This window comes from Pseudarthrobacter sp. MOO13 (genome assembly GCF_058267655.1).
In genome coordinates this window covers 2,674,868-2,701,608 of the sequence record NZ_CM177848.1, presented here as the reverse complement: position 1 = coordinate 2,701,608, position 26,741 = coordinate 2,674,868, and the positions used below count along the sequence as shown (strand labels likewise).

Sequence of the window (26,741 nt, the reverse complement as noted above, 5' to 3'; positions counted from 1 at the left end):
AAACCTTCGATTTGCCCGGCTTTGCAACAATGGACAGGTGACTGTTGCAGCAACCCCTCCCGCCCCCAAGCTGGAACTCCCGCCCCTGAAGCTGGGACCCATCACCGTTGACACTCCGGTGATCCTGGCCCCCATGGCCGGCATCACCAACTCCGCCTTCCGCAGGCTCTGCCGTGAATACGGCGGCGGCATGTACGTGGCGGAGATGGTCACCTCCCGCGCACTGGTGGAACGGACCCCTGAATCACTCCGCATCATTTCGCATGACGACGACGAGAAAGTCCGTTCCGTCCAGCTGTACGGTGTGGATCCGGGCACCGTCGGCGCCGCCGTGCGGATGCTCGTGGAGGAAGACCGGGCGGACCACATCGACCTCAACTTCGGCTGCCCGGTCCCCAAGGTGACCCGGCGCGGCGGCGGCTCGGCCCTGCCCTGGAAGATCGACCTCTTCACCGCGATCGTGCAGACCGCCGTCAAGGAAGCCGGCAAGGGTAACGTTCCGCTGACCATCAAGATGCGCAAGGGCATTGACGATGACCACCTGACGTACCTCGATGCCGGCCGCATCGCCCGCGACTCCGGGGTTGCCGCCGTCGCGCTGCACGGCCGCACGGCCGCCCAGTTCTACTCCGGCAAGGCGGACTGGTCCGCCATCGCGCGCCTCCGCGAGGCCCTGCCGGACATCCCGGTGCTGGGCAACGGCGATATCTGGTCAGCGGAGGACGCCGTCAGGATGGTCCGCGAAACCGGCGTGGACGGCGTGGTGGTGGGCCGCGGCTGCCAAGGGCGCCCGTGGCTGTTCGGCGACCTTCAGGCGGCATTCGAAGGCAGCGATGTCCGGCACCGGCCCAACCTGCGCCAGGTGGCCGAGGGTGTCTACCGGCACGCCGAACTGATGGTGGAGACTTTCGGTGACGAGGGCAAGGCGCTGCGTGAAATCCGGAAGCATATCGCCTGGTACTTCAAGGGCTACGTGGTGGGCGGTGAGCTGCGCACCAGGCTGGCCCTGGTCACCAGCCTTGAGGTGCTCCGGGATACCCTCGCGGAGTTGGACCTGGACTCGCCCTACCCCGGGGTTGACGCCGAGGGCCCGCGCGGACGTGCCGGCTCCCCGAAACGTCCTGCCCTGCCCAAGGACTGGCTCGATTCCCGCGCCCTGAACGCCGACCAGTCCCGGGACATCGCTGCTGCCGAGCTGGATGTCTCCGGTGGCTGAGGCTTCCCTGAGCACCCCGGTCGCCGGCACTCCGGCGTCCGGCACGCCTACCGCGGCGCTCGCCTTGCCCGGCTACGAGCTGCACGATTCCGCCCGCTGGGTGGAGGAACCGCCCAAGAACACGTACCGCTCCGATTTCGAGCGGGACCGCGCCCGGGTCCTGCACTCCTCGGCCCTGCGCCGGCTGGGCGCCAAAACCCAGGTGGTGGCCCCTGACACGGACGACTTCGTCCGCACCCGGCTCACGCACAGCCTGGAAGTGGCGCAGGTGGGCCGGGAACTCGGCCGGGCTTTGGGCTGCGACCCCGACGTGGTGGACACGGCCTGCTTGAGCCACGATCTCGGCCACCCGCCGTTCGGCCACAACGGCGAATCGGCGCTGAACGAGGTGGCGCACGCCATCGGCGGGTTCGAAGGCAACGCCCAGACGCTCCGCCTGCTCACCCGGCTCGAACCCAAAGTGCTCACGGCTGACGGCCGTCCGGCCGGGCTGAACCTCACCCGCGCAAGCCTCGATGCCGCGTCTAAATATCCGTGGTCTGCCCTGGAAGCCCCGGTGATCCACGGCCAGCGGACCAGCAAGTTCGGCGCCTACGAGGACGATCTCCCCATCTTCAACTGGATCCGCGAGGGTGCCCCGGAGCGCCGGTCCTGCCTGGAAGCCCAGGTGATGGACCTCGCGGACGACATTTCCTACTCGGTGCACGACGTGGAGGACGCGATTGTTGCCGGCCACTTCCAGTTGCGCTGGCTGGACAACCCGGACCACCGGGCCCGCGTGGTGGGGTACGCGAAGCAGTGGTACCTGCCGCACAACGATCCTGCGGCGATCGACGCCGCGCTGGCCCGGCTCGAGGCCACGGACGTGTGGGTGCGCGAGGCGGACGGCAGCCGCAAGTCGATGGCAGCCCTGAAGAACATGACCAGCCAGCTGATCGGCAGGTTCTGCCAGAGCGCCCTGGAAACCACCCGTGCTGTCTACGGCCCCGAAAACCTCACCCGGTACAGCGCCGAGCTCATGGTGCCGGATGAGACGGTGATGGAGATCGCGGTCATGAAGGGCCTCGCCACCACGTTCGTGATGACCACTGAACACCGGCAGCCCATCTACGAGCGCCAGCGCGAAGTGCTGCACGCCCTGGTCACTGCCCTGAGCGCCACGGGGGACAGGCACCTGGAACCGATGTTTGCCGCCGACTGGCGGGACGCTGCCGACGACGGGGCACGGCTCCGGGTGGTCATCGACCAGGTGGCGTCCCTGACGGATGGTTCGGCGCTTGCCATGTACGAGCGCCTGGTGGGGAGCCTGCCTTCGCTCTGGTAGCCCCGCGAGGCCGTGGCGGATCCTGCCAGCACCCGACCGATCAACAGCTTGCTCTAAGAGTTTCCACAGGAACGAGGGGCAAGATAGGGGAAAGGCAGGCCGTTTAAAGCACGGGAGCAGGTCATGAGTACTCGCAGCAGGGGCAAGCGCCTCGCCACCGGGATTACCGTGGCGGTGGGCGTGGGCAGCGTCGCCGTTGCGGGCGTCAGCGCGGCCGCCGTGTACGCCGCCACGCCTTCCGTCATCGCCAGGACCACTCCCGGGACGGACAACAGCACCCAAGGCACCACGCCGAAACCGAGCGGTTCCACCGGTTCGGGCAACGACAGTTACGGGAGCCGGCAGGACGGTACGCGCCGTTCCAAGAGCTACGGAAGCACCACGCCGGTCCAACCCGGCAACGGCGGCACGGTCCACGGCAGGTCTTCGGGATCCTGAGATGAACGGTCCTGACGCGCACGGTGCCCGCATGGGCCGGTCCGGCCCGGCCGGCACTGGGGCGGCGGAAAGCGGTATGGCGGCCCAATCAACCTGGACAGTCTGGGAGCTTGAGGCCTCCGTTACCGTTACGGACGCCGGCGCCCTGGCTGGCGCGGAACGGATCGTCCGCGACGTGGTGGCCGTCGTCGACGCCGCCTGCAGCCGTTTCCGCAACGACTCGGAACTTGTGATCCTCCAACCCCGGATGGCGCAGGGCGTCACCGTCAGCCCGATGCTCCGGCTGCTCCTGCAACGGGCCCTGGACGCGGCGGCCATGACCGGCGGCGACGTCGACCCCACCCTCGGAGCGGACCTGGCCGCACTGGGCCACGGCCCGGACCAACAGGGTATGACGGGGCTCCGCAGCGTGCCGGTGCCGGCACTGGCGAACGGAGCGGCGCGAACTCCTGCGCCGCCGTCGGCCGCATCCCCTGACATGCCCGCGACGCGGGCACCCGGATGGACCAGGCTCGGCCTCGACTCCACCACCCTGACCCTGCCTGCCGAACTCCGGCTTGACCTCGGTGCCACGGCCAAGGCGGTCGCGGCGGACCTCGCCGCCGACGAAGTGCACCAGCGGCTCGGCTGCGGGGTCCTCGTAGGGCTCGGCGGAGACCTGGCCAGCGCAGGGCCCGGACCCCTCGTGGATGGCCAACCCGGCCAGTGGCAAATACTGGTCCAGGACCTGCCCGCCGACCCCGCCCAGCACATCTCCCTCGCGTCCGGGTATGCCCTCGCCACGTCCAGCACGCAAAAGCGCCGCTGGACGCACCGGGGAACCGACGTCCACCACATCCTTGACCCGCGCTTCGGGCTCCCGGCCGAGCCCGTCTGGCGGTCCGTGACAGTGGCCGCACCCACATGCCTGGATGCCAACGCCTGCAGCACGGCCGCCATTGTCCGTGGCCACGCCGCCGTGGACTGGTTCCGGGCCGAAAATATCGTGGCCCGGCTCGTGGACCGCCACGGCCGGATTGTCACCACCGGCGGCTGGCCCACCGATAGCCAAGTCCCCCGCGGCGCCGGGTCCAATCCTGCAGACCCACCCCGCCAAGCAGCCCGCCCCGGCGCTGCGGTGGGTGGCCGCCATGGATGAGGCAATGTGGGCTTTCGGGCGGGTGAGCGGCTTCATCTCCCTTGCCCTGTTCACCGCGTCCGTACTGCTGGGAATCCTCAACAGGTCTGGCCGTCCCCTGATGGTGCTGCCGCGGTTTTCCATCAGCCTCCTGCACCGGAACATCGCCCTGCTCGCCACCGTCTTCCTGGGGCTCCACGTGGGCTCACTGCTGCTGGACTCCTTTGCCAAGCTGAAGCCGGTGGACGTCGTGGTGCCCTTCCTGGGCTCCTTCCAACCGTTCTGGCAGGGTTTGGGGACGGTGGCCCTTGACCTGGTCCTGGCCGTGGTTGCCACCGGGTTGCTGCGGCACCGGATCGGACAACGGACCTTCAAGGCGGTCCACTGGCTGACCTATGGCGTCTGGCCGGTGGCGATGGCGCACGCCCTCGGAAACGGTACCGACGTCTCGAGCGGCTGGTTCCTGCTGCTTGCCGCGGCGTCCGCCGTCGCCGTGGCCGCGGCGCTGTTGTGGCGGCTGTCACCGACATTTCTTGAAACCTCCGCTGCCAGGCAAGGAAACCTCCCGTGAGCCACGCCAGAGACACCTCCCAGCCGGCGCCCCCGGATGCGGCACGGCAGGAACCGCGCCTCCTCGCGGCCGGCCCGGATGCCGGCTGGGACCAGCACCTGGATACCTTCGGCCCCCTGGACGCAGACGCGGCCGCACCGGGGCTGCTTGACGCGCTCGCGGCGTCGGGGCTGACCGGCCGGGGCGGGGCAGCGTTCGAAACCTGGCGCAAGGTGACCGCCACGGCGGAGTCCGGCCGCAAGGGCCTGTTTGCGGCCCGGCCGGTGGTGATCGCCAACGGCGCCGAGGGCGAACCACTCAGCTTCAAAGACCGGACCCTCCTTAGCCATGCACCGCACCTGGTCATCGACGGCCTGCTCACCCTGGCGGCTGCGTTGGGCGGCGCCGGCACCTACGTGTACGCGCCGGCAGCAGGCCTGCCCCGTGTCCGGCAGGCCCTCGCGGGGCGTCCCGGCACCAAGCGGGTCCGGGTGGTGGAGGCGCCGGAAACGTTCATCTCGGGCGAGTCGAGCGCGGTGGTCAACATGATTGCCACCGGAAATGCGGTGCCGGTTGACCAACGCCGGCGCCTGAGCGAATCGGGACTGAATGGCCGCCCCACGCTGGTGGTCAATGTCGAAACCCTGGCACAGGTTGCCCTGATCGCCCGCTACGGGGCGCAGTGGTTCCGCCAAGCGGGAACTGCGACGGATCCGGGAACCCGGCTCGTGTCAGTATCCGGTCCGGCCCCGGTCCGGGACGTGGTGCTGGAGGTGCCGGGCGGGGTGGAACTTTCCGCCGTCCTCAAGGAAGCGGGGTTGGACCCGGCTCCCTTGTCCGCCGTCCTGGTGGGCGGCTACCACGGCCGCTGGGTACGGCCTGCTGCCCATGTGCTCTCGCCGGAGGGGCCGGTGGGCGGGACGGTGCGTCCCGGAGCAGGCGTGATCCATGCGCTGGATCCGCACGCCTGCGGGATCGGGGCGACCGCCCGGATCCTCACCTACCTCGCCAATGAATCGGCCAGGCAATGCGGACCCTGCATGTTCGGCCTGCCGGCCATGGCGTCCGTCCTCAACCGGATCGCTGGCGGGGAACGCAACCCCCGCCTCGCCTCCGAACTGGACCGACTGGGACGGCTGGTGTCCGGCCGCGGCGCCTGCCGGCATCCTGAGGGGACCACTGGGCTGGTCAGCAGCGCCCTGGAGGTGTTCGCCGCGGACTTCCGTGCGCACCTCGCCGGATACTGTGTTCCCCTGGGGGGAGTGGCGGCATGACGGCCATTCTGCACATCGACTGGACCAGCTGCGACGGCCGCGGCCTGTGCACAGAACTGCTTCCCGGCGTACTGGACCGTGATGACTGGGGATACCCCGTGGCACGCGGGAAGTCCGGCCGCGAACGGACGGACATTCCGCTGCGGGACGCGGACCGGGAAGCCGCGCAGGAGGCCGTGTCCCTCTGCCCCAAGCTGGCCTTGAGCCTCCAGGAACGCATGGAGCCGGCACGTGAAAGCCGTAAGCCGGGACGGTGACACTAAGATTGCTGTGTGGCTGGGCTGATTAAACGTGAAGATATCGACGAAGTACGCCAGCGCACGGACATCAAGGAAGTGGTTGACGGCTACGTCACGCTCAAAGGCGCCGGGCTGGGAACGTGGAAGGGCCTGTGCCCCTTCCACGACGAGCGTTCGCCGTCCTTCACCGTCCGCCCCCAGGTAGGCCGCTACCACTGCTTTGGCTGCGGCGAGGACGGTGACGTCATCGCCTTCGTCCAAAAGCAGGACCACAGCTCCTTCCACGAGGCGGTAGAAAAACTGGCCGCCCGGATCGGCTACGAGCTGCGCTACGAGGATGGCGGAAGCGGGCCCAACCGGGAGGAAGTGGGCCGGCGGCAGCGTTTGCTGGACGCCCACAAAATTGCCGACGAGTTTTTCCGCGCCCAGTTGCTCACGCCTGGTGCCGCCGAGGCCCGGAACTTCCTGCACGGACGGGGCTTTGACCGGGCAGCCGCCGAGCACTTCGGCTGCGGGTATGCCCCCCAAGGCTGGGATGCGTTGCTGAAGCACCTCCGGGGCCGCGGCTTCACCGACGCCGAGCTGAAGCTCACCGGCATGTTCTCGGAGGGCAACCGCGGCATCTACGACCGCTTCCGCGGCCGCCTCATCTGGCCCATCAAGGACATCGCCGGCGACACCATCGGCTTCGGCGCCCGCAAGCTCTACGAGGATGACCAGGGCCCCAAGTACCTCAACACCCCGGAAACCACGCTCTACAAGAAGTCCCAGGTCCTCTACGGAATCGACCTCGCCAAGCGCAGCATCGCCAAGGACCGCCAGCTGGTGGTGGTGGAGGGCTACACGGACGTGATGGCCTGCCACCTTGCAGGAATTACGACGGCGGTGGCCACCTGTGGAACGGCGTTCGGCACCGAGCACATCAAGATTGCCCGCCGGCTTTTGTCCGACGACGGCACCGGGGGAGAAGTGGTGTTCACGTTCGACGGGGACGCCGCGGGACAGAAAGCGGCCCTCCGCGCCTTCGAGGAAGACCAGCGCTTCACGGCCCAGACCTACGTGGCGGTGGAACCCACGGGCGCCGACCCCTGCGACCTCCGCCTGAGCAGGGGAGACGAAGCAGTGCACGCCCTCATCCAGTCCCGCCGGCCGCTGTTTGAATTCGCCATCCGCACCACCTTGAAGCAGTTCAACCTGGATACCGTTGAGGGCCGCGTACAGGGCCTGAAAGCCTCAGTGCCCGTGGTGGCCGCCATTCGTGACGCCTCCACGCGGACCGGCTACTGCCAGGCGCTGACCGGCTGGCTCGGGATGCCGGACCCCAACGAAGTCCTGCGCCTGGTCACGGCCGCCGTGAAGCGGGGGGACACCGGACGTCCGGCGGCCTCCGGCCACCCGCAGGCCGGCAAGGCCGCCCAGCCGGGCGCCGCCCAACCCGGCGGCCCCGGCGTTGCTGCCGGGCCGTCGTCGGGCGCGGTCCCTTCCTACCACCGGCCGGACCCCCGGGATCCCGTGGCCTCGATGGAACGCCAGGCCCTGGAGGTGGCACTCCAGCAGCCGTCCCTGCTGGCCGGCGCCGTTTGGGACCGCTTCGCAGACGCCCGGTTCGCCACGCCCGCCTTCCAGGCGGTCCACGACGCCATGCGCGCCACCGGTCCGGGGCAGGCGGCCGGTGATCCGGTGCGCTGGGTGGAACACGTGATGCACGAAGTTCCCGAACCCCTCCGGCCGCTGGTCTCGGAACTGGCTGTGGTGCCGCTGCCTGCCCACACGGAGGAGGCCGTGCTGAAGTATTGCCGCGACATCCTGTCCCGCTTGTTCGAGCTGCAGATCACCCGGGTCAAGGCGGACAAGATGGGGCAGCTGCAACGGCTCGATCCGGCCGCGGATCCGGAAACCTACCAGCGGCTCAACCGTGAACTGATGATGCTGGAAATGGAACGCCGGGCCCTGCGCGCCGAGGCGTAGCGGGGCCCGTACCGGGGTGGCCGGGCTGGACGGCTTCCCGATTTCGTTTCCGCCGCAAGTGTTTGCTAGGCTAATACCCGCTTCATTCCTCCTTAGCTCAATTGGCAGAGCATTCGACTGTTAATCGAAGGGTTGCTGGTTCAAGTCCAGCAGGAGGAGCGCACAGTCCCCGTTCCGGCCTCCGGAACGGGGACTTTTCTTTGCCCACAGGCTGTTTGGGCCCGGAAAACCGCCGATTTCCCTTGGGCCGGAATCCTTTGCTAATGTCATACCTGCTTCATTCCTCCTTAGCTCAATTGGCAGAGCATTCGACTGTTAATCGAAGGGTTGCTGGTTCAAGTCCAGCAGGAGGAGCGCAACGGAAAATCCCTGTTCCTCCAGCCGGCGGAACAGGGATTTTTTGTCTTCGCGGGCAAAGCCTTGGACGCGCCCGGCAGATCAGACGAAGTCCATTTCCACCTGCAGGAATCTTTCGGCCTCCGCGATGGCTGCGTTGAAGGCCTCGTTTTCCGTGGGCGACCTGCGGGGTTCGCGCGGGTTCCATTCGTGCGGGGCCGAGTGGATGCGGACAAAGCCGGCATCCGGCGGGGCGTAGAAAATACCGAACCGCTGGACCGGCCACTCCGGCGAGGTTTCCGGAGCCACCAGCAGGGCTGCATTGAAGGCGGGATTGAACCACTGGGCGATGGGCCGGCGGCGGTCCTCGGTGAACAGCCCCGCGGCGTACAGCGCCGCTGACTGCTGCCCGGCCTGGGCACACAGTCGCTCCCACCACAGTGGCAGGATCCGGGCGTCGCACCGTTGCCATGTGGCCGGAAGTGGCGGTTGGTTCTGCCAGCTGGGCACGGGAATATTTTATCGCGGGAAGGCCCGGGAAGGCAGGTGGCGCGTCCGCAGCCGGGCCCGGCAGTCAGCGGCGTTTCCGGGACCCCGGGTTGATCCGGTACAGCAGTGCTGCGCCGGCCAGCGTGCCCAGGATGATGCCCCAGGCCGGGTTGCCCACGGCCCGGCCGGCAAAATAGCCGACGACGGCGCCGAGCACGGCGCCCAGGAAGAGTCCCCGTCCGTTACGGTGCGGTTTCCGGCTCATCGGCGGCCTTCCTGGTGGACGTTCGGTGGATCGGCGGTTAGTGGATTGAGGGTACCGTGCGCGGGCGGACAACCAGCCACAAGGCCCCGATGGCAAGCAGGATGCATGCGGCCTGCACCGAACCCATCGGCGCCGCGCTGGTAATGCCCAGCCAGCCCACCACGGGGGAAATCAGCCCGGCCATGAGGAACGTGGCCGCACCAAGGAGCGACGCCGCCGTCCCCGCCTGGGCTGCGTGGCCGGCCAGTGCCAGCACCTGGACGCAGGGGAACATGAAGCCTGTCCCCAGGATGTAGAACCACAGCGGGACCATCACTCCCCACAGCCCCAGGCCCATGCGGTCGAACACGACGATCAGCACGGCCATCAGGAACATCCAGGCCGTGGCGCACGCCAGGATCCACTGTGGCGGGACAACCCGGATCAGGCGCGCACTGGTTTGGACGCCGGCAACGATGCCCAGGGAGTTGATGCCAAAGAGCAACCCGTACTGCTGGGCGGAGAAGCCGAACACGTCCTGGAACAGGAAGGGCGACGCCGACAGGTAGGTGAACAGGCCGCCAAAGTTGAATCCGGCCACCATCAGCAGCCCCACGAAGATCCGGTCGCTGAAGAGCGCCTTGTACCGCTGCCGGGCTGTCATGCCGCTCTTGCCGCGCTTCTCCGGCGGAAGCGTCTCGCGCACCAGCAACAGGGCGGCCACGATGACAAGGGTTCCGTAGGAGGCAAGGAACACGAATATTCCGGGCCAGGGCATGACCAGCAGCAGCTGCGAGCCGATCACCGGTGCCAGGATGGGGGCCAGGCCGTTGACCAGCGCCATCCGCGAAAACATCCGTACCATGGCATACCCGGAAAACAGGTCGCGCACCATGGCCATGGCCACCACGCCGCCGCCGGCAGCGCCGACACCCATCAGGACACGGAAGATCCCCAAGGTGGTGATGTCCGCGGACAAGGCCGCACCCACGGACGCTGCGATATGGAGGGCGGTGGCAAGGATCAAGGGTGTCCGGCGGCCAAACTTGTCGCTGAACGGCCCCACCACCAGCTGCCCGAACGCAAAGCCCACGGTGGTGCCGGCCAGCGTCAACTGAACCTGCGCCTCCGTCACGCCCAGGCTTGCCTCCAGCGCAGGAAATGCGGGCAGGTAAAGGTCGATCGTGAACGGACCCAAGGCCGTCAGGGCGCCCAGGAGGAGGATGTACAGAAGCTTCCGGCGGCGGGTCAGCAGGTCGCCGGGATTGGGGGCATTGGTCACGATCACCAATCCTAGGCCCGGCGGGGGACGTTTTTTCAGCGTTGTAGGCCGCGCCGCCCGGCAAGCCCCGGAGTTCGCCCTGAACCTGAATGATAGTTTGGGTGGCGTGGACTGTGCGGCTGCACATTTCCGCAGGACAACGCAGGCAGTATCGACCCAGACGACCAGTAAGGCGGAACCGATGAGCGGACGTCACAGCGGGCGTACCAGTCCCGGATTGCGCATCACCGCGCTGCCGGGAACGGCACGACTCCTTTTCCGGTTGGCCCCACGCCAGCTCAACGACGAGATCGCCTTCGCCAAGATCGAACTCAAGCGCAAGGGCATCCAGGTTGGGGTGGCCGCAGCGTTCTTCGCCATCGCCCTGGTCTTCGTGGCGTTCCTGGTAGTTGGCCTGATCGTCGCCGCCATCATGGGGCTGGCCACCATCATGCCTGCCTGGCTGGCAGCACTCCTGGTGTCCGCCGCCTTCCTGGTCATCGCTTTGGTCGGCGGCCTTGTAGGCCTTGCGAGGTTCAAGAAAGCCATGCCGCTGGTGCCTGAAGAAACCATCCGCGGCATTAAGTACGATCTCGGCGTCGCCCGCGAAGGGTCCGCCTTCAATCCCGCGGTCCTGGATCCGGACAGCCCGGAAGCAAAGGCAGCGAAGGCTGCAAAGGCCGAAGCCGCCGCCAAGGCCAAGGCCGAGAAGGAAGCCAAGGCCGCCCAGCACGATCAGGAGTTCCCGCACGCTTCCGAGCCCGAGCTGGTTCGCCGGCTCAGCCAGCGCCGGCACCACCTCGCCGAGGTCCGGGATGAACTCGGCACGGAGCTGGACCTCAAGACGCAGGCCCGCTACCTGCTGGCCGCCGCCCAGGTCAAAGCCCGTGAGGCCCAGCTGCTCGCCGCCCGCGGCGCGGACGCGGCATCGCAGCGGTTCGCCGCCGTCGCCGACTCCGCGGACCTGGGCCGCCGCTGGAAGCCGCTGGCAGCCCTCGCAGCGGCCGGTACGGTGCTGGTGGTCCTGCTCCGGCGGCTCCTGCGCGCCAACCAGGCCTGAACAGGTCCGTAACGCACAACCGATAGACCGCGCCGCGGCGCAACAGCAAGGAGAGGGGGACGGGTGAGGTTCATTGGCGCAGGCGCCCGCCCCGGCCGCCCCCAGGTGGACCACGACCGCGTGTTCACCATCCCCAACCTGCTTACCGTGGTGCGGTTCATGGGGGTTCCGCTCTTCATTTGGCTCGTCCTGGCCCAGCGGGAATACGGAGCCGGCGTGGCCGTCCTGGCGGTTATGGCGGGTACGGACTGGATTGACGGCTACATTGCCCGCCGTTTCGACCAAGCTTCCAAACTCGGCCGTGTCCTGGACCCCATTGCTGACCGGCTGGCCCTGCTTGCCGTGGCGGTCACCCTGGTGATCGCCGGCGTCGTGCACTGGCTCTACCTCGCCGCGCTGGTGATTCCCGACGCCATTCTGCTGGTCCTCACGCTCTCCCTTTTCCATGGCCATCCCGACCTCCCCGTCAGTGTTGTGGGCAAGGTCAGGACCGGCCTGCTCCTGCTGGGAACGCCGCTGCTGCTCCTGTCCCGGGTGGACACCGTCGCCGCGGGCCAGCTCCTCGCTGCCGCCTGGGTGGTCCTGGTCCTGGGCCTGGTGGGCCACTGGATTGCCGCCTACAACTACTTCTGGGCCATGCTGCGCAAAGGCCGGGAAACGGAACAACACAACGGCGGTCACGGCTGATGGTGTGGTTCGCCGTCGCGCTGGCGGTCCTGGGTGCCTTCTGCCTGGCCCTCGGTGCCCAGCGCCAGGGGAGTGCCGTCAAAGCCGATACCGGCGGGCTCGCGCTGAGCTCCAACGGTTTCCTCCGGCTGCTGCGCAACCCGCGCTGGATGTTCGGGCTCCTGCTGCTGTGCCTGGGCATGGCCATGAATGCCGTGGCCCTCGTATCAGCCCCGCTGACCGTGGTCCAGCCCATTGGTGCCATTGCCCTGGTGATCACCACGGTGGTTAACGCCCGGGACCAGGACCTCACCATCAACCGCGCCACGGCGGTCTCCATCGCCGCATGCGTCACGGGATCGGCGCTCTTCGTCCTCCTTGCCGTGAACGTGACGCAGGAAAGCCACCACGTCAGCCTTGCAGACGAGCTGACCATCGTGCTGCTCCTCGCCCTCGCGGTGGGCCTGTTCGGTACGCTGGCGGTGACGTTCAGGCACCGCATGAACGCGTTCGTCTACATCCTTGGCGCCGGTATCCTGTTCGGCTTCGTTGCGGTCCTGACCCGGATCATCGGCAAGCACCTGCTGGACCCCAACGGGCTTTTCCTGCTGAACGTGCAGTGGTACTCGGTGGTGGCCATCATCGCTGCCGGCGGCCTGGGCTCCTGGTTTGTCCAGAGCGCTTACTCCACCGGCCCTCCGGACCTGGTGATCGCCGGACTCACGGTGATCGACCCCATGGTGGGCATCGCCATCGGCATCATCATCCTGGGCGAACTGCGCCCCGACGTCCACGCCGTCATGGCCATCGCAATGGGAACGGCGGCGTGCCTTGCTATCGTTGGGGTTATCGCCCTTTCCCGGCACCACCCGGAGGTCACCAAGCGCAAGAAGGACGCGCGCAAGGCCGCCGGCAAACCGAACCAGTAGCCCGTCACCGCACACATCAAGCAAACCACGAGGCCGTGCGCCACCTGCGCCGGCGGCCAACCGTGCTGTCAGTTCCACGCTGCCCGCACCGTGACCATCAGGAGTACTCCACATGACCACGCCAGCCGACCAGCGCCCCCTGACCATCCTGATCGCGGCGGACACCTACCCGCCGGACGTCAACGGCGCCGCCCAGTTCGGATACCGGCTGGCCAAGGGCATGACCGCCCGGGGCCACAACGTCCATGTCCTGGCGTCCCGCGACAGCAAGGGAAAGAGCTTCACCGAATTCCGTGCGGAAGCAACCGTGCACCGGCTCCGCTCGCACCGGGCGTTCACCCACGAGACCTTCCGCATCTGCTTCCCGTGGGAAATCAAGAAGGAAATCAGCCTGCTTTTCGACCGGGTCAAGCCGGACGTGGTGCACATCCAGAGCCACTACATGATCGGCGAGCACGTCCTCTATGAGGCCGTGAAACGCGGCATCAGGGTAGTGGCCACCAACCACTTCATGCCGGAAAACCTCAACCCCTTCCTGCCGTTCCCGCAGTGGTTCAAGGACATCGTCGGCCGGGTTTCCTGGAAGGACATGGGCAAGGTCATGGGCCAGGCCGACGTCGTCACCACGCCCACGCCGCTGGCCGCCAGGGCCATGCATGAGCACGCCTTCCTGCGCAAAGTCCTGCCGCTGTCCAACGGCATCGACTCCGCCGCCTATGAGCTGAAGCCCGGCGAGCGTATTGAGCCGCATGCCCACCCCACGGTGCTCTTCGCCGGCCGCCTGGCCGAAGAAAAGCACGTTGACGTGCTCATCGAAGCCATCGGTAAGACTCCGCCGGAACTGAATGTGCACCTGGAGATCGTGGGCGGCGGCGAAGTACGGCCCGCCCTCGAGGACCTGGTCCTGCGGCTGGGACTTGGCGGCCGGGTGAAATTCCTGGGGCTTGCCAGCGACGAGGAACTGCGAAGGGCCTACATCGCGGCCGACCTCTTCTGCATGCCCGGAACTGCTGAATTGCAGTCGCTGGTGACCCTTGAGGCGATGTCCGCTTCCACCCCCGTGGTCCTTGCCGACGCCATGGCCCTTCCGCATCTGGTGCGCGACGGCGAAAACGGCTACCTGTTTACGCCCAACGACAGTGACGATCTCGCCAAGAAGATCACCCAGGTCCTGGAACTGCCCGAGGAGGAACGGCGCGCCATGGGCAGGGCCAGCCGGGAGATGGTGGAGCCCCACAGTATCCAGGGGACCCTGCAGACCTTCGAGGACCTGTACCGCGGTGCCACCTACGAGGACAAAGTGGTCTGAACCCTTTCCCGGGTTTGCTAGAGTGTTTCTGCCCTGCCGGAGCGCGGCCTTCAGGCCCGCTCCCGGGGTGGTTGGGGGCTATAGCTCAGCTGGTTAGAGCGCGGGACTCATAATCCTAAGGTCCTCGGTTCAAGTCCGAGTAGCCCTACCGCCACACGAAGACCGCGGCCGACAATCCCTGTCGGCCGCGGTCTTCGTGGTTAAGGCCGGGTGTTCTTGGTTAACTGGACACCCTCGGGTAAGTTACTGATCAGTAACATCCTGGCCGCCACCGCGGCCCGGTCAGCGCTGATCACCAAAGAAGGTACCCATGCCCGCCTCTGCAGCCGATCCCCGTGAGCTTCCCTACGCCGACGGCGATTTTTTCGCCTTTGAGCAACTCCTCTCGGACAAGGAACGCGACCGGCTGGCCGAAGTCAGGGACTTTCTGGCGCGCGAGGTCCGGCCGATCGCCGTGGACTGCTGGAACCGCGCCGAGTTCCCGATGGACCTGGTGTCCAAGCTCGCCGATGTGGACCTGGTCAGCCCCGTCCGGCGGCAGGGTTACTCCAACCTCTTCGCAGGAATGCTGCATGCCGAGGCCACCCGGGCCGACGCCTCCATCGCCACCTTCCTGGGGGTGCATGACGGGCTGTTCACCGGGTCCATCGAACTGCTGGCGTCCCCGGAACAGCAGGCCGAGTGGCTGCCGGACGTTTATGCACTGAAGAAGATCGGAGCCTTCGGCCTGACCGAACCGCTGGGCGGCAGCGACGTTGCCGGCGGAACCCGCACCACCGCACGCAAAGACGGTGACCGGTGGATCCTGAACGGGGCCAAGCGCTGGATCGGTAACGCCACCTTCTCGGACTGGGTGGTGGTGTACGCCCGGGATGAGGCGGACAACCAGGTCAAGGGCTTCATGGTGGACACTTCGTTGGCCGGCTTCAGCGCCACAAAGATCGAAAACAAGATATCCCTGCGCACCGTCCAGAACGCAGACATTGTCCTGGATAACGTTGCCGTTCCCGGAGACTTCAAGCTCGCGAACGCCAACAGCTTCCGCGACGTCAACAAAGTCCTGAAGGTCACCCGCCTGGCTGTTGCCTGGCAGGCCGTGGGACTCCAGTTGGCAGCGTTCGACGTTGCCCGGCGCTACGCAGTGGAACGTCAGCAGTTCGGCCGGCCGCTGGCCTCCTTCCAGCTCGTCCAGGACCAGCTGGTGCGGATCCTCGGCAACGCGGTCAGCTCCATGGGCATGATGGTCCGGTTGTCGCAATTGGAGGACGCGGGAGTGGCGAAGGACGAGCAGTCCGCCTTGGCCAAGGCCTTCACCACCGCGCGCATGCGCGAGAGCGTGGCGCTGGGTCGAGGCATCCTTGGCGGCAACGGCATCGTGACCGATTTCGAGATGGCCAAGATCTTCGCCGACGCAGAGGCCATCTACTCCTACGAGGGGACCGCCGAGATCAACACCCTGGTCACGGGCCGGGCCATCACGGGCATCTCGGCCATCGTCTGATCCGCCGCCCGGCCGCGTTCCGGTCAGGGTGCGCCGGCCAGTGGGAGCAGGATGGACGGGCGCAGGTCCAGGACGAACTGGAGCGGATTGACATACTGCTCCCCGTCCCTGACGCCCCAGTGCAGGCACGCCGCCAAGGGGCAGTGGCCGGGGACCACTGTGCCGACCACCTCGCCTGCCGCCACCGGCGTCCCAACGGCCAGCGGGCTGTCCACGGGTTCGAAACTGCTCCGCAGGCCATCACCGTGGTCGATGGTGATCACGGGCCGGTCCACCACGACTCCGACGAAACTCACCGTCCCCGCCGCAGGGGACACCACGTCGGCGCCGGGCGCGGCGCCGCCAAGGTCGACGCCGCGGTGACCGCTGAGCCAAGGGAGCGGCGGGGGAGAGAAATACCGGAGCACCGGCGGCTTCGGGGCAAGGGGCCAGCGCCAGGCTGCCGTGGCACCAGGCCCGGCAGCCGCCGTCGTGCCCCCGGCCCGCTGGAGTGGTGCCGCGCCGGACCCGGCGGAGCTGCCGGCCTCAACCGGGCCGCCTGCCGTCGCGGAGGCGCCGGCTTCAGTCGGACCGACTGCCGAAACCGGACCGACTGCCGACGGCGGCCCTGCCGATGCCATGGATGCCGGCAGCATCAGCACTGCTGCCAGGAGGATTGTCCGTTTCATGGCACCAGCGTGCCCGGGCGTTCCGCAGGCCGGGAGGGGGCAGTCCGGCTATGTGGATAAGCCGGCCCGGGCCCTGCCGGGACGGTCCGGCGCGCAGGGGTCCCTGTAGTACACTTGATGGAGCAGTTTGCTGCGCCCTCAACGCATCCCGTCCCAGTGGTTCACCCCCGCGGTGCCTTCCCCTGTCCGGATTGCGTCGGCACATCTCATTCAGGAGTGTGGGGGAACAGCGGCTGACTACGCGCATCCGGGCCTCCGGGACCCAACGCCACGGCGTTGGCCTTGGAGGACCGGTCTTCCCGCGGTCAGGGCTTTGGTCCTGATGGGACGGCCGGAGGATGCCAGGAGCAAGGCCCGTCCGGGCCACGCTGATCAACCGTCAACTATTGGCAGGGTAAGAAGCCTTCGGGGTTTCTCATGAATGACCTGCCGGAAAATAAGGAGCGTCGGAATGCCCGTCGTAACCATGCGCCAGCTGCTTGACAGCGGCGTCCACTTTGGACACCAGACCCGCCGTTGGAACCCGAAGATGAAGCGCTTCATCTTCACCGAGCGCAACGGCATTTACATCATCGACCTGCAGCAGTCGCTGTCCTACATCGACCGCGCCTACGAGTTCGTCAAGGCCACTGTTGCCCACGGCGGCACCGTGCTGTTCGTCGGTACCAAGAAGCAGGCCCAGGAAGCAATCGCAGAGCAGGCTACCCGCGTGGGCCAGCCCTACGTGAACCAGCGGTGGCTCGGCGGTATGCTGACCAACTTCCAGACTGTCGCCAAGCGTATCCAGCGCATGAAGGAACTCGAAGAGATCGACTTCGACGACGTCGCCGGTTCCGCCTACACCAAGAAGGAGCTCCTGCTCCTCAAGCGTGAACTGACCAAGCTCGAGTCCAACCTCGGCGGCATCCGCAACCTGACCAAGGCGCCGTCCGTTCTCTGGGTTGTCGACACCAAGAAGGAACACCTCGCCGTTGACGAGGCCAAGAAGCTGAACATCCCGGTTGTTGCCATCCTGGACACCAACTGCGATCCCGACGAAGTCGACTTCCCGATCCCGGGCAACGACGACGCCATCCGCTCCGTGAACCTCCTGACCCGCGTTGTCGCCGACGCCGTCGCCGAGGGCCTCATCGCCCGCAACAACCGCGGCACCGGTACCACCGACGCTCCGGAAGAGCCCCTCGCCGAGTGGGAGCGCGAGCTCCTCGAAGGCAACAAGGCGGAAGCCGCTGCCGCTCCGGCCGAAAACGCTGAAGCTCCGGCCGCCGAAGCTCCCGCTGCCGAGGCTCCCGCTGCCGAGGCTCCCGCCGAAGACGCCAAGTAACACACGTCAATCCGGATTCTCCGCGCTGTCCGCAGCCGGAGCTGCTGACAGGATGGCAGCCCACACCCGTGGGCTGCCGTCCTGTCGGTCCGTACACCACCAAACATTTCTAGACAGAGGGGTTCACATGGCGAACTACACTGCCGCTGACATCAAGGCCCTGCGCGAGCGCACCGGCGCCGGCATGATGGACGTCAAGAAGGCTCTTGACGAAGCCAACGGTGACGCCGAGAAGGCCATCGAGATCATCCGCATCAAGGGCCTGAAGGGCGCTACCAAGCGTGAAGGCCGCTCCACCGCCGAAGGCCTGGTGGCCGCAAAGGTCAGCAACGGCGTCGGCGTCATGATCGAGGTCAACTGCGAGACCGACTTCGTTGCCAAGGCTGACAAGTTCATCCAGCTGGCCGACAAGGTCCTGGCCGTCGCCGTCGAGTCCGGCGCTGCCGACCTCGAAACCCTGCTCGCCACCGATGTCGACGGCAAGCCGCTGTCCGAGGTCGTCGTCGAAGAGGGTGCCATCCTGGGCGAGAAGGTTGTGGTTCGCCGCATCTCCCGCATCGAGGGTGCAACGGTCGACGCTTACCTGCACAAGACCTCCAAGGACCTCCCGGCCCAGGTCGGCGTCCTGTTCGCCGTTGACGGTGAAGGCGAAGCCGCAGCCACGGCTGCCCACGACGTCGCCGTCCACATCGCCGCGATGGCTCCGAACTACCTCACCCGTGAGGACGTTCCGGCCGATCTCGTTGAGTCCGAGCGCCGCATCGCCGAGGAGACCGCCAAGGCAGAAGGCAAGCCTGAAGCAGCCCTCACCAAGATCGTTGAAGGCCGCGTGACGGGCTTCTACAAGGGCGAGGTCCTGGTTGACCAGGCATTCGCCAAGGACGCCAAGAAGTCCGTGGCACAGATCCTCGAAGAGGCCGGTGTCAAGGGAACTGCGTTCACGCGTTTCCGCGTCGGCTCCTAGTCGAAACTGCAAGGGGTGGCCACTTCGGTGGCCGCCCCTTTTGCATGCGCCCAATCCGCTGGAAACGCAGCGGCAAGCGCGGCCGGTTCCGAGCACGGGACCCGGCAGGATACCCTTTTTTCAGAATCACCAACGGGAAGGCATCATGGAAGCCGTCAACACTGACATGCATTCAGAGAAGAGCAAGCGGCGGGTCCTCCTGAAGCTCTCCGGCGAGGTCTTCGGCGGCGGGAAACTGGGTGTCGACCCCGAGACCGTCCGCGACGTCGCCAAGCAGATCGCAGCGGCCGTCCCGCAGGTTGAGGTGGCCATCGTGGTAGGTGGCGGCAACTTCTTCCGCGGCGCAGAGTTGTCCCAGAGCGGCATGGACCGCTCACGAGCCGACTACATGGGCATGCTGGGGACCGTCATGAACTGCCTCGCCCTGCAGGACTTCCTGGAGCAGGCCGGAGTGGAAACCCGCGTCCAGAGCGCCATCACCATGGGCCAGGTGGCCGAGGCCTACATCCCACGCCGCGCTATCCGCCACATGGAAAAGGGTCGCGTGGTCATCTTTGGCGCCGGCGCCGGCCTGCCCTACTTCTCCACCGACACGGTGGCCGCCCAGCGGGCCCTGGAAGTCCACGCCGACGTCGTCCTGATGGCCAAGAGCGGAGTGGACGCCGTCTACACGGCAGACCCCAAGAAGGACCCGAGCGCCGAACGCCTCGAAACCCTCAGCTACGACGATGCGCTGCGCCGTGACATCCGGGTCATGGACCAGACTGCCATGACCATGTGCAAGGACAACGACCTCTCGATGGTCGTCTTCGGCATGGAGGGTGAAGGCAACGTCACCCGCGCCATCCTCGGCGAGAAGCTGGGCACGCTGGTCACCGCCTAGCTCCGGCTAGGATGATTTCAGGACAGTTCCGTCCCCGCCTGCGACGGCGGGGACGGAGACAGCAACAGAGAACCACGTGAGTGCAACCGGCGCGATCGGACTGCACCAGAACCGTCAGGAGAGACCGTGATCGAAGAAACCTTGCTCGAAGCCGAAGAAAAGATGGACAAGGCGGTAGAGGTAGCCAAGGAAGACTTCGCTTCCGTCCGCACCGGCCGCGCCAACCCCGGCCTCTACAACAAGGTCCTGGTGGAGTACTACGGGTCGCCCACGCCGCTGCAGCAGCTCGCCTCGTTCGCCATCCCGGACGCCCGCACCATCCTGATCACCCCGTTCGACAAGACCGCCCTCCGGGACATCGAACGCGCCTTGAGCGACTCCGAGGTTGGCGCCAATCCGTCCAACGACGGCAACGTCATCCGGATCACCATTCCTGAGCTGACCAAGGAACGCCGCAAGGAATACGTCAAGATCGTCAAGACCAAGGGCGAGGACGCGAAGATCTCCATCCGCAACATCCGGCGCAAGGCCAAGGAAACGCTGGACCGCCTGGTCAAGGACGGCGAAGCCGGCGAGGACGAAGGCAGCCGGGCCGAGAAGGAACTGGACAGCCTCACCAAGGCCCACGTGGACGGCATCGACGAACTGCTCAAGCGCAAGGAAGCAGAGCTGCTCGAAGTCTGATGGGCCAGGCAGATCAGGCCCCCGCTTCACGGGCCCGCACACGGGGGAAGCAGCCCAGGAGCAACCCGACGCCGAAAGCCGGGCGGAACCTGCCCGCCGCCGTCGTGGTGGGCCTGGCCATGCTGCTGGGCGTGCTGGGCGGCCTGCTGTTCCTCCCGCTGGCGTTCGTAGCGATCGTTACGGCCTTCGCCGTCTTCGGCGTCTGGGAAATCTACCGTGCGCTGGAGGCCAACGGAACCAGGATGCCCATCGTGCCGGTCATGACGGGCACGGTGGCCCTGCCGTTCGCCGCCTACTTCGGCGGCATTGAGAGCCAGCTGTTCGCCCTCCTGCTCAGCGCCGTGGCCGTCCTGCTGTGGCGGTCGATCGAAAGCGCCGCAGGATCGGCCAACAGCATCTTCGCCGGCGTCTTCACGCTGGGTTGGGTTCCGTTCTTCATCAGCTTCGCGGCCCTGCCGCTGCACGCGGCCGGAACCATCCCGCTGGGGCTGTGGCCAGGCGGCCTGGCGCCCATCGGCGCCTGGGAAATTGCAGTCATGCTGCTGCTGGTGGTCTCGAACGACACCTTCGGCTACCTGGTGGGAGCGTCCATCGGGAAGCACCCCATGGCCCCCAAGATCAGCCCCAAGAAGTCCTGGGAGGGCTTCGCCGGATCGGCAGCGGGCGCCATGCTGATCGGCGTCCTGGCCGCCATCTTCGTACTGGACAAGCCGTGGTGGGTAGGCGTGGTCCTCGCGGTGGGAACGGTGGCCGCCGCCACCGCCGGGGACCTGGCCGAGTCCATGGTCAAGCGTGAACTTGGCGTCAAGGACATGAGCAGCATCCTGCCCGGCCACGGCGGCGTGATGGACCGGCTGGACTCCATCGTCTTCGCCTCGCCCGTGGCCTTCATCCTGTACGGACTCGTGGCCGGCGCCTGAGGGATGCCCCCGGCGCGGGGCAGCCAACGAGAAACTGGCCCCACGCGGGGCGCCCGTGACACACAACGGGGCCGGAGGGTTGCACCTTCCCCGGCACCTTAAACTGGTGCGGAAGCACTACGGCTGAAGAGCATTGAAGGAATCAAAGTGGCATTGGACATTCATCGGCAGATCCCTGCGTCCTTTGAGCGCGTGCAGCGCAGTGAGTACGGCTACAACGCCAAGCAGGTGGACCAGTTCCTGCAGCGGGCCCGGGTCTCCTTGGAAACCCCCGAGTCCGCAAGCGAGCCCGTCAACAGCTCCGACGTCAGGGCCGTGTCATTCGACCCCGTCAAGGGAGGCTACTCCGCCGCTGTGGTGGACGCCGCGCTGGACCGGCTTGAGGACGCGTTCGCCCGCCGCGAGCGCGATGAACTGATTGCCGCCCGCGGCGAGGAGGCCTGGCTGCGTGAAATCGGAAGCCTTTCGGGTATCCTCCGCGGACGGCTGCACCGGCCGGACGGCGAGCGCTTCCGCCGGCCCACCAAGAAGAAAGCCCGAAGCTACAACACGGCCGACGTCGACCGGTTGTGCCGCGAACTCGTTGCCTACCTGGAGCAGGACAAGCCGCTGAGCGTCGACAGCGTCCGGCGTGCGGTCTTCCGCCCGGCCGTGGGCCGCGACGGCTACGAAGAATCCCAGGTGGACGCGTTCCTGGACCGGGTGGTCGAACTCATGGCGGCCATCGACTAACGAACCGCTCCCGGGAGGCCGCTTAGTCCCCGGCCGGAGGGGTGGGGGAGAGCGGGCTGAACCGCCGCCACACCTCGCGGTAGCTGCGGTAGCCGCGCACGGCGGACACTGCCAGGAACCCGGCACCGCACACAGCTCCCGCCACCGTCGCGGCCGCGATGCCCGCGCCCGCCAGCGACACCAGCAGCCCGGCAAAGATGGCAATCAAGGCGGCGTTCGCCGTCGTCATGAAGATCACGCTGCTCCCGGCCACGTGGCTGAACGTGCCTCGGTGGCCGAAGAAATAGTACGTCTGGACGGAGCCTGCCTCGTCGTCATGGTATGACGCCATCAGATAGGGGGCCACGCCCGGGTCGAGGTCGACATACGCGGCCCGCAGGCGGTTCATGGCCGTGACGTACATCAGGTCCTCGTGGGCCACGTTCATGACCCGGAGCTGGGTCAGCAGCCCAATCGCGGTGTCGATGAACAGCACCACCACGGCCAAGAGCACGAAGGCTTCCGAGAATCCCGTCGCCTGGCCCACCAAGGCAACACTGACAACGCTCGCGGAAGTGAACGTCAGGAACATGCTGATCCGCGTCAGGACCTCGCTTTGGGCGGTGCTCCGGGATGCCAGCAGGCCCCAGTGTTCCGTGGCGAGCAGCTGCGCCCGAACGGAGGAAGGGACTGCGCCTTCCCGGCGGGACGGCCCGCCGTCCTCGATGGACATGGCGTTATTGTCCACCCGATCACCGTCCGGTTGCCAGCGGCCTTTCCGGGGTGTGCAGGCGCGTCATGGTCCGCGGCATCGTTGCGGGAATACGGTGCGCCGTGGCCCGGGAGACCAGGACCATGACGGCAAAGGCCGTGGGTACACTCCAGGCGGCAGGCTGGGCAAGCCACGCCGGAGTCTGCCCGGAACCGGCCAGCGCCAGCGAGCCGGCGATCATCGCCCCGCCGCAAAGCACGCCGCCGGTCACCATGCCGGCGATCGCCCCTGTGTCCGTCAGGCCACGCCACCAGATGCCCAGAAGGAGGACCGGGCACACCGTCGAGGCAGTAAACGCGAACACCAGTCCCACGCTTCCGGCCAGGGCCAGGGAATCGGTCATGAAGGCAAAGCCCAGCGGCACGACGGCGGATACGACGGCGGCGAGCCGGAAGCCGCGAACGCTTCCGCCCAGGACGTCCTGGCTGATGACGCCGGCCAGGGAGACCACCAGTCCCGAGGTGGTGGAGAGGAACGCGGCGAAGGCCCCGGCCACCACCAGGGCGGAGAGCAGGCTGCCCGCCGTGCCGCCCAGGAATTCACCGGGCAGCCGCAGGACCATGGCGTCCGGCTGGCCCGAACGTGCCAGGTCCGGGGCGAACATCCGCGCCACCAGGCCGTATGCGGTGGGAAACAGGTAGAACACGGACAGCAACCCCAGGACGATCAGCGTGGTGCGCCTCGCGGTGTGTCCGTCCGGGTTGGTGTAGAAACGCACCAGGACGTGCGGCAGCCCCAGCGTTCCGAAGAGCAACGCCACCAGCAGGGAAATATTCTGGTACGGGCCTGCGGGGGCCGCCCCGGTGGGGTTGACGGCGGCCGGGGCCAGCGGTTGCGTGCCCTGGCCGGCCAGCACGAACACAATGAACAGGATGGGCACGGCCAGCGCCGTGAGCTTGAGCCAGTACTGGAATGCCTGCACGAACGTGATGGACCGCATGCCGCCGGCGGCCACGGTCAGGCACACCACCACCACGACGGCCACCGAGCCGACCCAGGACGGCAGGCCCGTGGTGATGCGGATGGCCAGGGCCGCGCCATGGAGTTGCGGCACGATGTACAGCCAGCCGACCATGACCACCACCAGGCTGGTCACCCTGCGGACGGTCCGCGACGCCAGCCTGGATTCCGTGAAGTCCGGGATGGTGTATGCCCCGGACCGGCGCAGTGGCGCGGCGACGAAAAGCAGCAGCATCAGGTAGCCCGCCGTGTACCCGACGGGGAACCACAGGGCGTCGGTCCCGGACAACAGGATCAGCCCGGCCACGCCAAGGAAGCTGGCGGCGGACAGGTATTCGCCGCCGATCGCGGACGCGTTCCACCATGGCCGCACCGTCCGGGAAGCGACGTAGAAATCCCCGGTGGTGCGCGAGATGCGCAGCCCGTAGAACCCGATGATCGCCGTGGCGAGGGACACCACCGCGACCGCTGTGATGGCGACCCCGGCGTTCACTGCGGCACCACCGGGGCGCCCCGTGCCGCCGGGTTCATTGTTCGCCGGCCAGGTCGCGGTAGCGCGCCTCATTGCGGGCCGCGCTCCTGACATACAGCCACGCGCTCAAGCCGATGACCGGGTAGATGCCGAGGCCCAGCAGGAGCCAGTCGAACGGGATACCGGCGATCCTGGTGTCGGCAAGGCCGGGAACCGCAACCAGGACCAGGGGGAACGCGGCCAGGATGAGCAGGAAGCCGCCGGCGACAACTAGTGCCAGCCGCAGCTGCGAGCGGATCAGGGAACGCACGAATACCTGGCCAACCTCGGTGTCCTGGGCGGCTTCGCGTGATTCCAGCGGGCGCGGTCCGCCGCGGCCGGGGCCGCCGGGGGAGGCGTGCGGGGCGGTAACCCGGACCCTGGTCATGCGTGCGGCCTGATCCGGGTTGCTTCCAGCTTCTCCCGCACCGTGGGCAGGTGGCGCCGGCTGATGGGCAGCCCGGCCCCGGCCACGGTCACGCGGGGCCCGTCGGCCGCCAGCTTCATGGAGGACACGTGTTTCAGCGCCACCAGGTAGGAGCGGTGCGTCCGGATGAATCCCGCATCCGCCCACTGTTGTTCCAGATCGGCCAGGGGCACCCGGATCAGGTAGCTGGCGTCGGCGGTGTGCAGGCGGGCATAGTCGCCCTGCGCCTGGACATACGTGACGTCGTCCCGCCGGATCATCCTGGTGGTCCCGCCCTGGTCCACCGTGATCATCTCCGGCGCGCTGCCGCCGTCGCGCAGTTCACTGATCCGGCCCACGGAGCGCGCCAGGCGTTCGGTGCGGACGGGCTTGAGCAGGTAGTCGACGGCGGCCAGTTCAAACGCTGCCAGGGCATGGTCCTCGTCGGCGGTAACGAACACAACCGCCGGGGGATTGCTGCTCCGGGCGATGAAGCCGGCGATGTCCAGGCCGGACACGGCGGGCATGTGAATGTCCAGGAACACGGCGTCGATGCCGCCGCCCGCCAGGGCTGCGAGGGCTTCCGCGCCGGACGTTGCCCGCAGCACCTTGCCGATGCGCTCATCCCTGCCCAGCAGGAAAGCCAGTTCCTCAACGGCGGGCAGCTCATCATCAACGACGAGGACGTTAATCATGCTCCTAGGGTACTTCCAGCAGCGGGAGCCGCTTCACGCGTCATGTCCGGGCTGGGACTTGGGTACGCGCATGGTGATCAGGGTTCCCTCGCCCGGCGCCGTTTCCACCACCAGCCCGTGGTCGTTGCCGTAAACCTGCCGGAGCCGGGCATCCACGTTCCGCAGCCCCACGTGGTCCCCGTCGGTGTGGCCTGCCAGCACGGACCGGAGCTGTTCCGGATCCATCCCCACGCCGTCGTCCTCGATGGTAACTTCGGCGAAGGCGCCGGCGTCCTCTGCGGTGATGGTGATGTGTCCGGGCCCCGCCTTGGCCTCAAGGCCGTGCCGGACGGCATTCTCCACCAGCGGCTGCAGGCTCAGGAAGGGGATGACGGTGCTGAGGACCTCGGGGGCTACGCGCAGGCTGACCTGGACGCGTTCGCCAAACCGGGCCCGTTCCAGCAACAGGTAGCGGTCGATGCAGCGGAGTTCCTCTGCAAGGGTGGTGAAGTCGCCGTGCCGCCGGAACGAGTACCGGGTGAAGTCGGCAAACTCCACCACGAGCTCCCTGGCCCGCTCGGGATCCGTGTTGATGAACGAGGCGATGGCGTTCAGCGAGTTGTAGATGAAGTGCGGGCTGATCTGCGCTCGAAGCGCCCGCACTTCCGCCTCCATCAACAGCGTGCGGGATGCGTCCAGCTCCGCGAGTTCCACCTGCACCGCAACCCAGTCGGCCACTTCCCCCGTTGCACGGACGAGGCCCGCGCCGGCCGTGGGGGCGAACGCCGCCACCGCGCCCACCACGCGGGTGCCGGCCCGCACCGGGGCGATAACTGCGGCCAGGGGCCCGCCGGTTCCCTCCGCGCCTGCAGGAAGCACGGCCGCCCGGCCTGATTCCATGGCGCCGGCGGCGAGCTGCATCAGCCGCGCCCGGATTTCCTCAGCGCCGCCATCCCAGGCCAGGACGCCGGACGTGTCGGTTATGGCCAATGCGTCGCAACCCAGCAGGGAACGAAGCTGGCGGGCGGCCTTCGCGGCTCCTGACGGGTTCAGCCCGCGGCGCAGGTGCTGGCCTGCCTGGGAGGCGGCGTGCAGCGTGCGGTAGGTGGCCCGCTCGGCGTCCGTGCCCAGCTCCCTGAAGGAACGGAGCACCTTCAGGCCCACGCCGACGACGACGGCAATGGCCATGGCGATCAGCGCCACTGCCGCGGCGGTCAGGAGGGGGGAGTCCGGCATGGTGCCCAGCGTAGCGGCGGGTGCCGTTTGCCGCAGCATAGCAGCCGTTGAGCGACCCCGCGCCGCGTAGTTCTGGTATACCGCGCCGGACAGGCCGCAGAGTGATT

Annotated in this window: 28 protein-coding genes and 3 tRNA genes; 22 read left to right on the top strand and 9 right to left on the bottom strand. The window is 67.4% G+C overall.

The window, feature by feature from the left end; all coding sequences use genetic code 11:
• Positions 1-37: 37 nt before the first annotated feature.
• The 10 genes from dusB to AC4EEO_RS12435 all read left to right on the top strand — a co-directional run bounded on the left by dusB (position 38) and on the right by AC4EEO_RS12435 (position 8,480).
• Positions 38-1,216, top strand: coding sequence for a tRNA dihydrouridine synthase DusB (gene dusB / locus AC4EEO_RS12480; protein WP_018763411.1), 1,179 nt, complete (start codon positions 38-40; stop codon positions 1,214-1,216).
• Complete coding sequence (locus tag AC4EEO_RS12475) at positions 1,200-2,540, top strand: deoxyguanosinetriphosphate triphosphohydrolase (RefSeq protein ID WP_442852944.1); 1,341 nt, start codon at positions 1,200-1,202, stop codon at positions 2,538-2,540. Before dusB ends, AC4EEO_RS12475 begins: the two co-directional genes overlap by 17 nt.
• A 123-nt stretch (positions 2,541-2,663) precedes the next feature.
• Complete coding sequence (locus AC4EEO_RS12470) at positions 2,664-2,978, top strand: hypothetical protein (protein WP_133832632.1); 315 nt, start codon at positions 2,664-2,666, stop codon at positions 2,976-2,978.
• Positions 2,979-3,054: 76 nt separating this feature from the next.
• Positions 3,055-4,116, top strand: a complete 1,062-nt coding sequence (locus tag AC4EEO_RS12465) for an FAD:protein FMN transferase (protein WP_491338940.1) — start codon at positions 3,055-3,057, stop codon at positions 4,114-4,116.
• Positions 4,109-4,666, top strand: a complete 558-nt coding sequence (locus AC4EEO_RS12460; protein WP_491338939.1) for a ferric reductase-like transmembrane domain-containing protein — start codon at positions 4,109-4,111, stop codon at positions 4,664-4,666. Before AC4EEO_RS12465 ends, AC4EEO_RS12460 begins: the two co-directional genes overlap by 8 nt.
• A complete protein-coding gene (locus AC4EEO_RS12455) occupies positions 4,663-5,919 on the top strand; it encodes an NADH-ubiquinone oxidoreductase-F iron-sulfur binding region domain-containing protein (RefSeq protein WP_491338938.1) in 1,257 nt (418 codons plus the stop codon). Before AC4EEO_RS12460 ends, AC4EEO_RS12455 begins: the two co-directional genes overlap by 4 nt.
• The gene (locus AC4EEO_RS12450; RefSeq protein ID WP_018763417.1) at positions 5,916-6,176 is read left to right on the top strand and encodes a ferredoxin; all 261 of its coding nucleotides are present in this window, start codon (positions 5,916-5,918) and stop codon (positions 6,174-6,176) included. The genes AC4EEO_RS12455 and AC4EEO_RS12450 overlap by 4 nt, the downstream gene beginning before the upstream one ends.
• 15 nt (positions 6,177-6,191) lie before the next feature.
• A complete protein-coding gene (gene dnaG, locus AC4EEO_RS12445; RefSeq protein ID WP_491338937.1) occupies positions 6,192-8,126 on the top strand; it encodes a DNA primase in 1,935 nt (644 codons plus the stop codon).
• Between the two features lie 86 nt (positions 8,127-8,212).
• Positions 8,213-8,285: transfer RNA gene (locus tag AC4EEO_RS12440), tRNA-Asn, on the top strand.
• 122 nt (positions 8,286-8,407) lie between these two features.
• Positions 8,408-8,480, top strand: a tRNA-Asn gene (locus tag AC4EEO_RS12435).
• Between the two features lie 84 nt (positions 8,481-8,564).
• Here AC4EEO_RS12435 and AC4EEO_RS12430 read toward each other — a convergent pair.
• From AC4EEO_RS12430 to AC4EEO_RS12420, 3 genes are all read right to left on the bottom strand, one after another.
• The gene (locus AC4EEO_RS12430) at positions 8,565-8,972 is read right to left on the bottom strand and encodes a hypothetical protein (RefSeq protein WP_018763419.1); all 408 of its coding nucleotides are present in this window, start codon (positions 8,970-8,972) and stop codon (positions 8,565-8,567) included.
• 64 nt (positions 8,973-9,036) lie between these two features.
• On the bottom strand, positions 9,037-9,216 hold the full coding sequence (locus tag AC4EEO_RS12425) for a glycine zipper 2TM domain-containing protein (protein WP_018763420.1): 180 nt from the start codon (positions 9,214-9,216) through the stop codon (positions 9,037-9,039).
• A gap of 37 nt (positions 9,217-9,253) precedes the next feature.
• Positions 9,254-10,483 (bottom strand): multidrug effflux MFS transporter, encoded by a 1,230-nt coding sequence (locus tag AC4EEO_RS12420; protein ID WP_018763421.1) that lies wholly within the window; start codon positions 10,481-10,483, stop codon positions 9,254-9,256.
• A 175-nt stretch (positions 10,484-10,658) separates the two neighbouring features.
• Here AC4EEO_RS12420 and AC4EEO_RS12415 point away from each other — a divergent pair, with 175 nt between their 5' ends.
• The 6 genes from AC4EEO_RS12415 (at position 10,659) to AC4EEO_RS12390 (ending at position 15,921) form a co-directional block, all read left to right on the top strand.
• Positions 10,659-11,516 (top strand): phage holin family protein, encoded by an 858-nt coding sequence (locus tag AC4EEO_RS12415; RefSeq protein ID WP_026265057.1) that lies wholly within the window; start codon positions 10,659-10,661, stop codon positions 11,514-11,516.
• A gap of 63 nt (positions 11,517-11,579) precedes the next feature.
• Positions 11,580-12,203: a CDP-alcohol phosphatidyltransferase family protein gene (locus AC4EEO_RS12410; RefSeq protein ID WP_018763423.1), complete on the top strand. Its 624-nt coding sequence runs from the start codon at positions 11,580-11,582 to the stop codon at positions 12,201-12,203.
• Complete coding sequence (locus AC4EEO_RS12405; RefSeq protein WP_018763424.1) at positions 12,203-13,111, top strand: DMT family transporter; 909 nt, start codon at positions 12,203-12,205, stop codon at positions 13,109-13,111. Before AC4EEO_RS12410 ends, AC4EEO_RS12405 begins: the two co-directional genes overlap by 1 nt.
• Positions 13,112-13,223: 112 nt before the next feature.
• On the top strand, positions 13,224-14,420 hold the full coding sequence (locus AC4EEO_RS12400) for a glycosyltransferase (protein WP_018763425.1): 1,197 nt from the start codon (positions 13,224-13,226) through the stop codon (positions 14,418-14,420).
• A gap of 74 nt (positions 14,421-14,494) precedes the next feature.
• A tRNA-Ile gene (locus AC4EEO_RS12395) sits at positions 14,495-14,568 on the top strand.
• Positions 14,569-14,730: 162 nt separating this feature from the next.
• A complete protein-coding gene (locus AC4EEO_RS12390; RefSeq protein WP_491338936.1) occupies positions 14,731-15,921 on the top strand; it encodes an acyl-CoA dehydrogenase family protein in 1,191 nt (396 codons plus the stop codon).
• Positions 15,922-15,944: 23 nt separating this feature from the next.
• On the opposite strand, the gene AC4EEO_RS12385 is transcribed toward AC4EEO_RS12390, so the two are convergent.
• A complete protein-coding gene (locus tag AC4EEO_RS12385) occupies positions 15,945-16,589 on the bottom strand; it encodes a M23 family metallopeptidase (protein WP_491338935.1) in 645 nt (214 codons plus the stop codon).
• Positions 16,590-17,040: 451 nt separating this feature from the next.
• Here AC4EEO_RS12385 and rpsB point away from each other — a divergent pair, with 451 nt between their 5' ends.
• The 6 genes from rpsB to AC4EEO_RS12355 all read left to right on the top strand — a co-directional run bounded on the left by rpsB (position 17,041) and on the right by AC4EEO_RS12355 (position 22,096).
• On the top strand, positions 17,041-17,913 hold the full coding sequence (rpsB, locus tag AC4EEO_RS12380) for a 30S ribosomal protein S2 (RefSeq protein WP_109044945.1): 873 nt from the start codon (positions 17,041-17,043) through the stop codon (positions 17,911-17,913).
• Positions 17,914-18,040: 127 nt separating this feature from the next.
• Positions 18,041-18,877: a translation elongation factor Ts gene (tsf, locus tag AC4EEO_RS12375; protein WP_018763429.1), complete on the top strand. Its 837-nt coding sequence runs from the start codon at positions 18,041-18,043 to the stop codon at positions 18,875-18,877.
• A 145-nt stretch (positions 18,878-19,022) separates the two neighbouring features.
• On the top strand, positions 19,023-19,760 hold the full coding sequence (gene pyrH / locus AC4EEO_RS12370) for a UMP kinase (protein WP_018763430.1): 738 nt from the start codon (positions 19,023-19,025) through the stop codon (positions 19,758-19,760).
• Positions 19,761-19,886: 126 nt separating this feature from the next.
• Complete coding sequence (gene frr / locus AC4EEO_RS12365; protein ID WP_018763431.1) at positions 19,887-20,444, top strand: ribosome recycling factor; 558 nt, start codon at positions 19,887-19,889, stop codon at positions 20,442-20,444.
• A complete protein-coding gene (locus AC4EEO_RS12360) occupies positions 20,444-21,364 on the top strand; it encodes a phosphatidate cytidylyltransferase (RefSeq protein WP_018763432.1) in 921 nt (306 codons plus the stop codon). Before frr ends, AC4EEO_RS12360 begins: the two co-directional genes overlap by 1 nt.
• A gap of 147 nt (positions 21,365-21,511) precedes the next feature.
• Positions 21,512-22,096, top strand: coding sequence for a DivIVA domain-containing protein (locus AC4EEO_RS12355; protein ID WP_491329643.1), 585 nt, complete (start codon positions 21,512-21,514; stop codon positions 22,094-22,096).
• 22 nt (positions 22,097-22,118) lie between these two features.
• Here the strand turns inward: AC4EEO_RS12355 and AC4EEO_RS12350 are convergent, their stop codons facing one another.
• From AC4EEO_RS12350 to AC4EEO_RS12330, 5 genes are read right to left on the bottom strand one after another with little or no spacing between them, the layout of a single operon-like run.
• Complete coding sequence (locus AC4EEO_RS12350; protein WP_491338934.1) at positions 22,119-22,808, bottom strand: hypothetical protein; 690 nt, start codon at positions 22,806-22,808, stop codon at positions 22,119-22,121.
• A gap of 19 nt (positions 22,809-22,827) precedes the next feature.
• A complete protein-coding gene (locus tag AC4EEO_RS12345) occupies positions 22,828-24,300 on the bottom strand; it encodes a sodium/solute symporter (protein WP_109044944.1) in 1,473 nt (490 codons plus the stop codon).
• Between the two features lie 34 nt (positions 24,301-24,334).
• Positions 24,335-24,706, bottom strand: coding sequence for a DUF485 domain-containing protein (locus AC4EEO_RS12340; RefSeq protein WP_133832624.1), 372 nt, complete (start codon positions 24,704-24,706; stop codon positions 24,335-24,337).
• A complete protein-coding gene (locus AC4EEO_RS12335; protein ID WP_018763437.1) occupies positions 24,703-25,419 on the bottom strand; it encodes a LytR/AlgR family response regulator transcription factor in 717 nt (238 codons plus the stop codon). The genes AC4EEO_RS12340 and AC4EEO_RS12335 overlap by 4 nt, the downstream gene beginning before the upstream one ends.
• Before the next feature lie 33 nt (positions 25,420-25,452).
• Entirely contained in the window at positions 25,453-26,634 is a 1,182-nt protein-coding gene (locus tag AC4EEO_RS12330; protein WP_109044970.1) for a sensor histidine kinase, read from the bottom strand.
• Positions 26,635-26,741 lie beyond the last annotated feature (107 nt).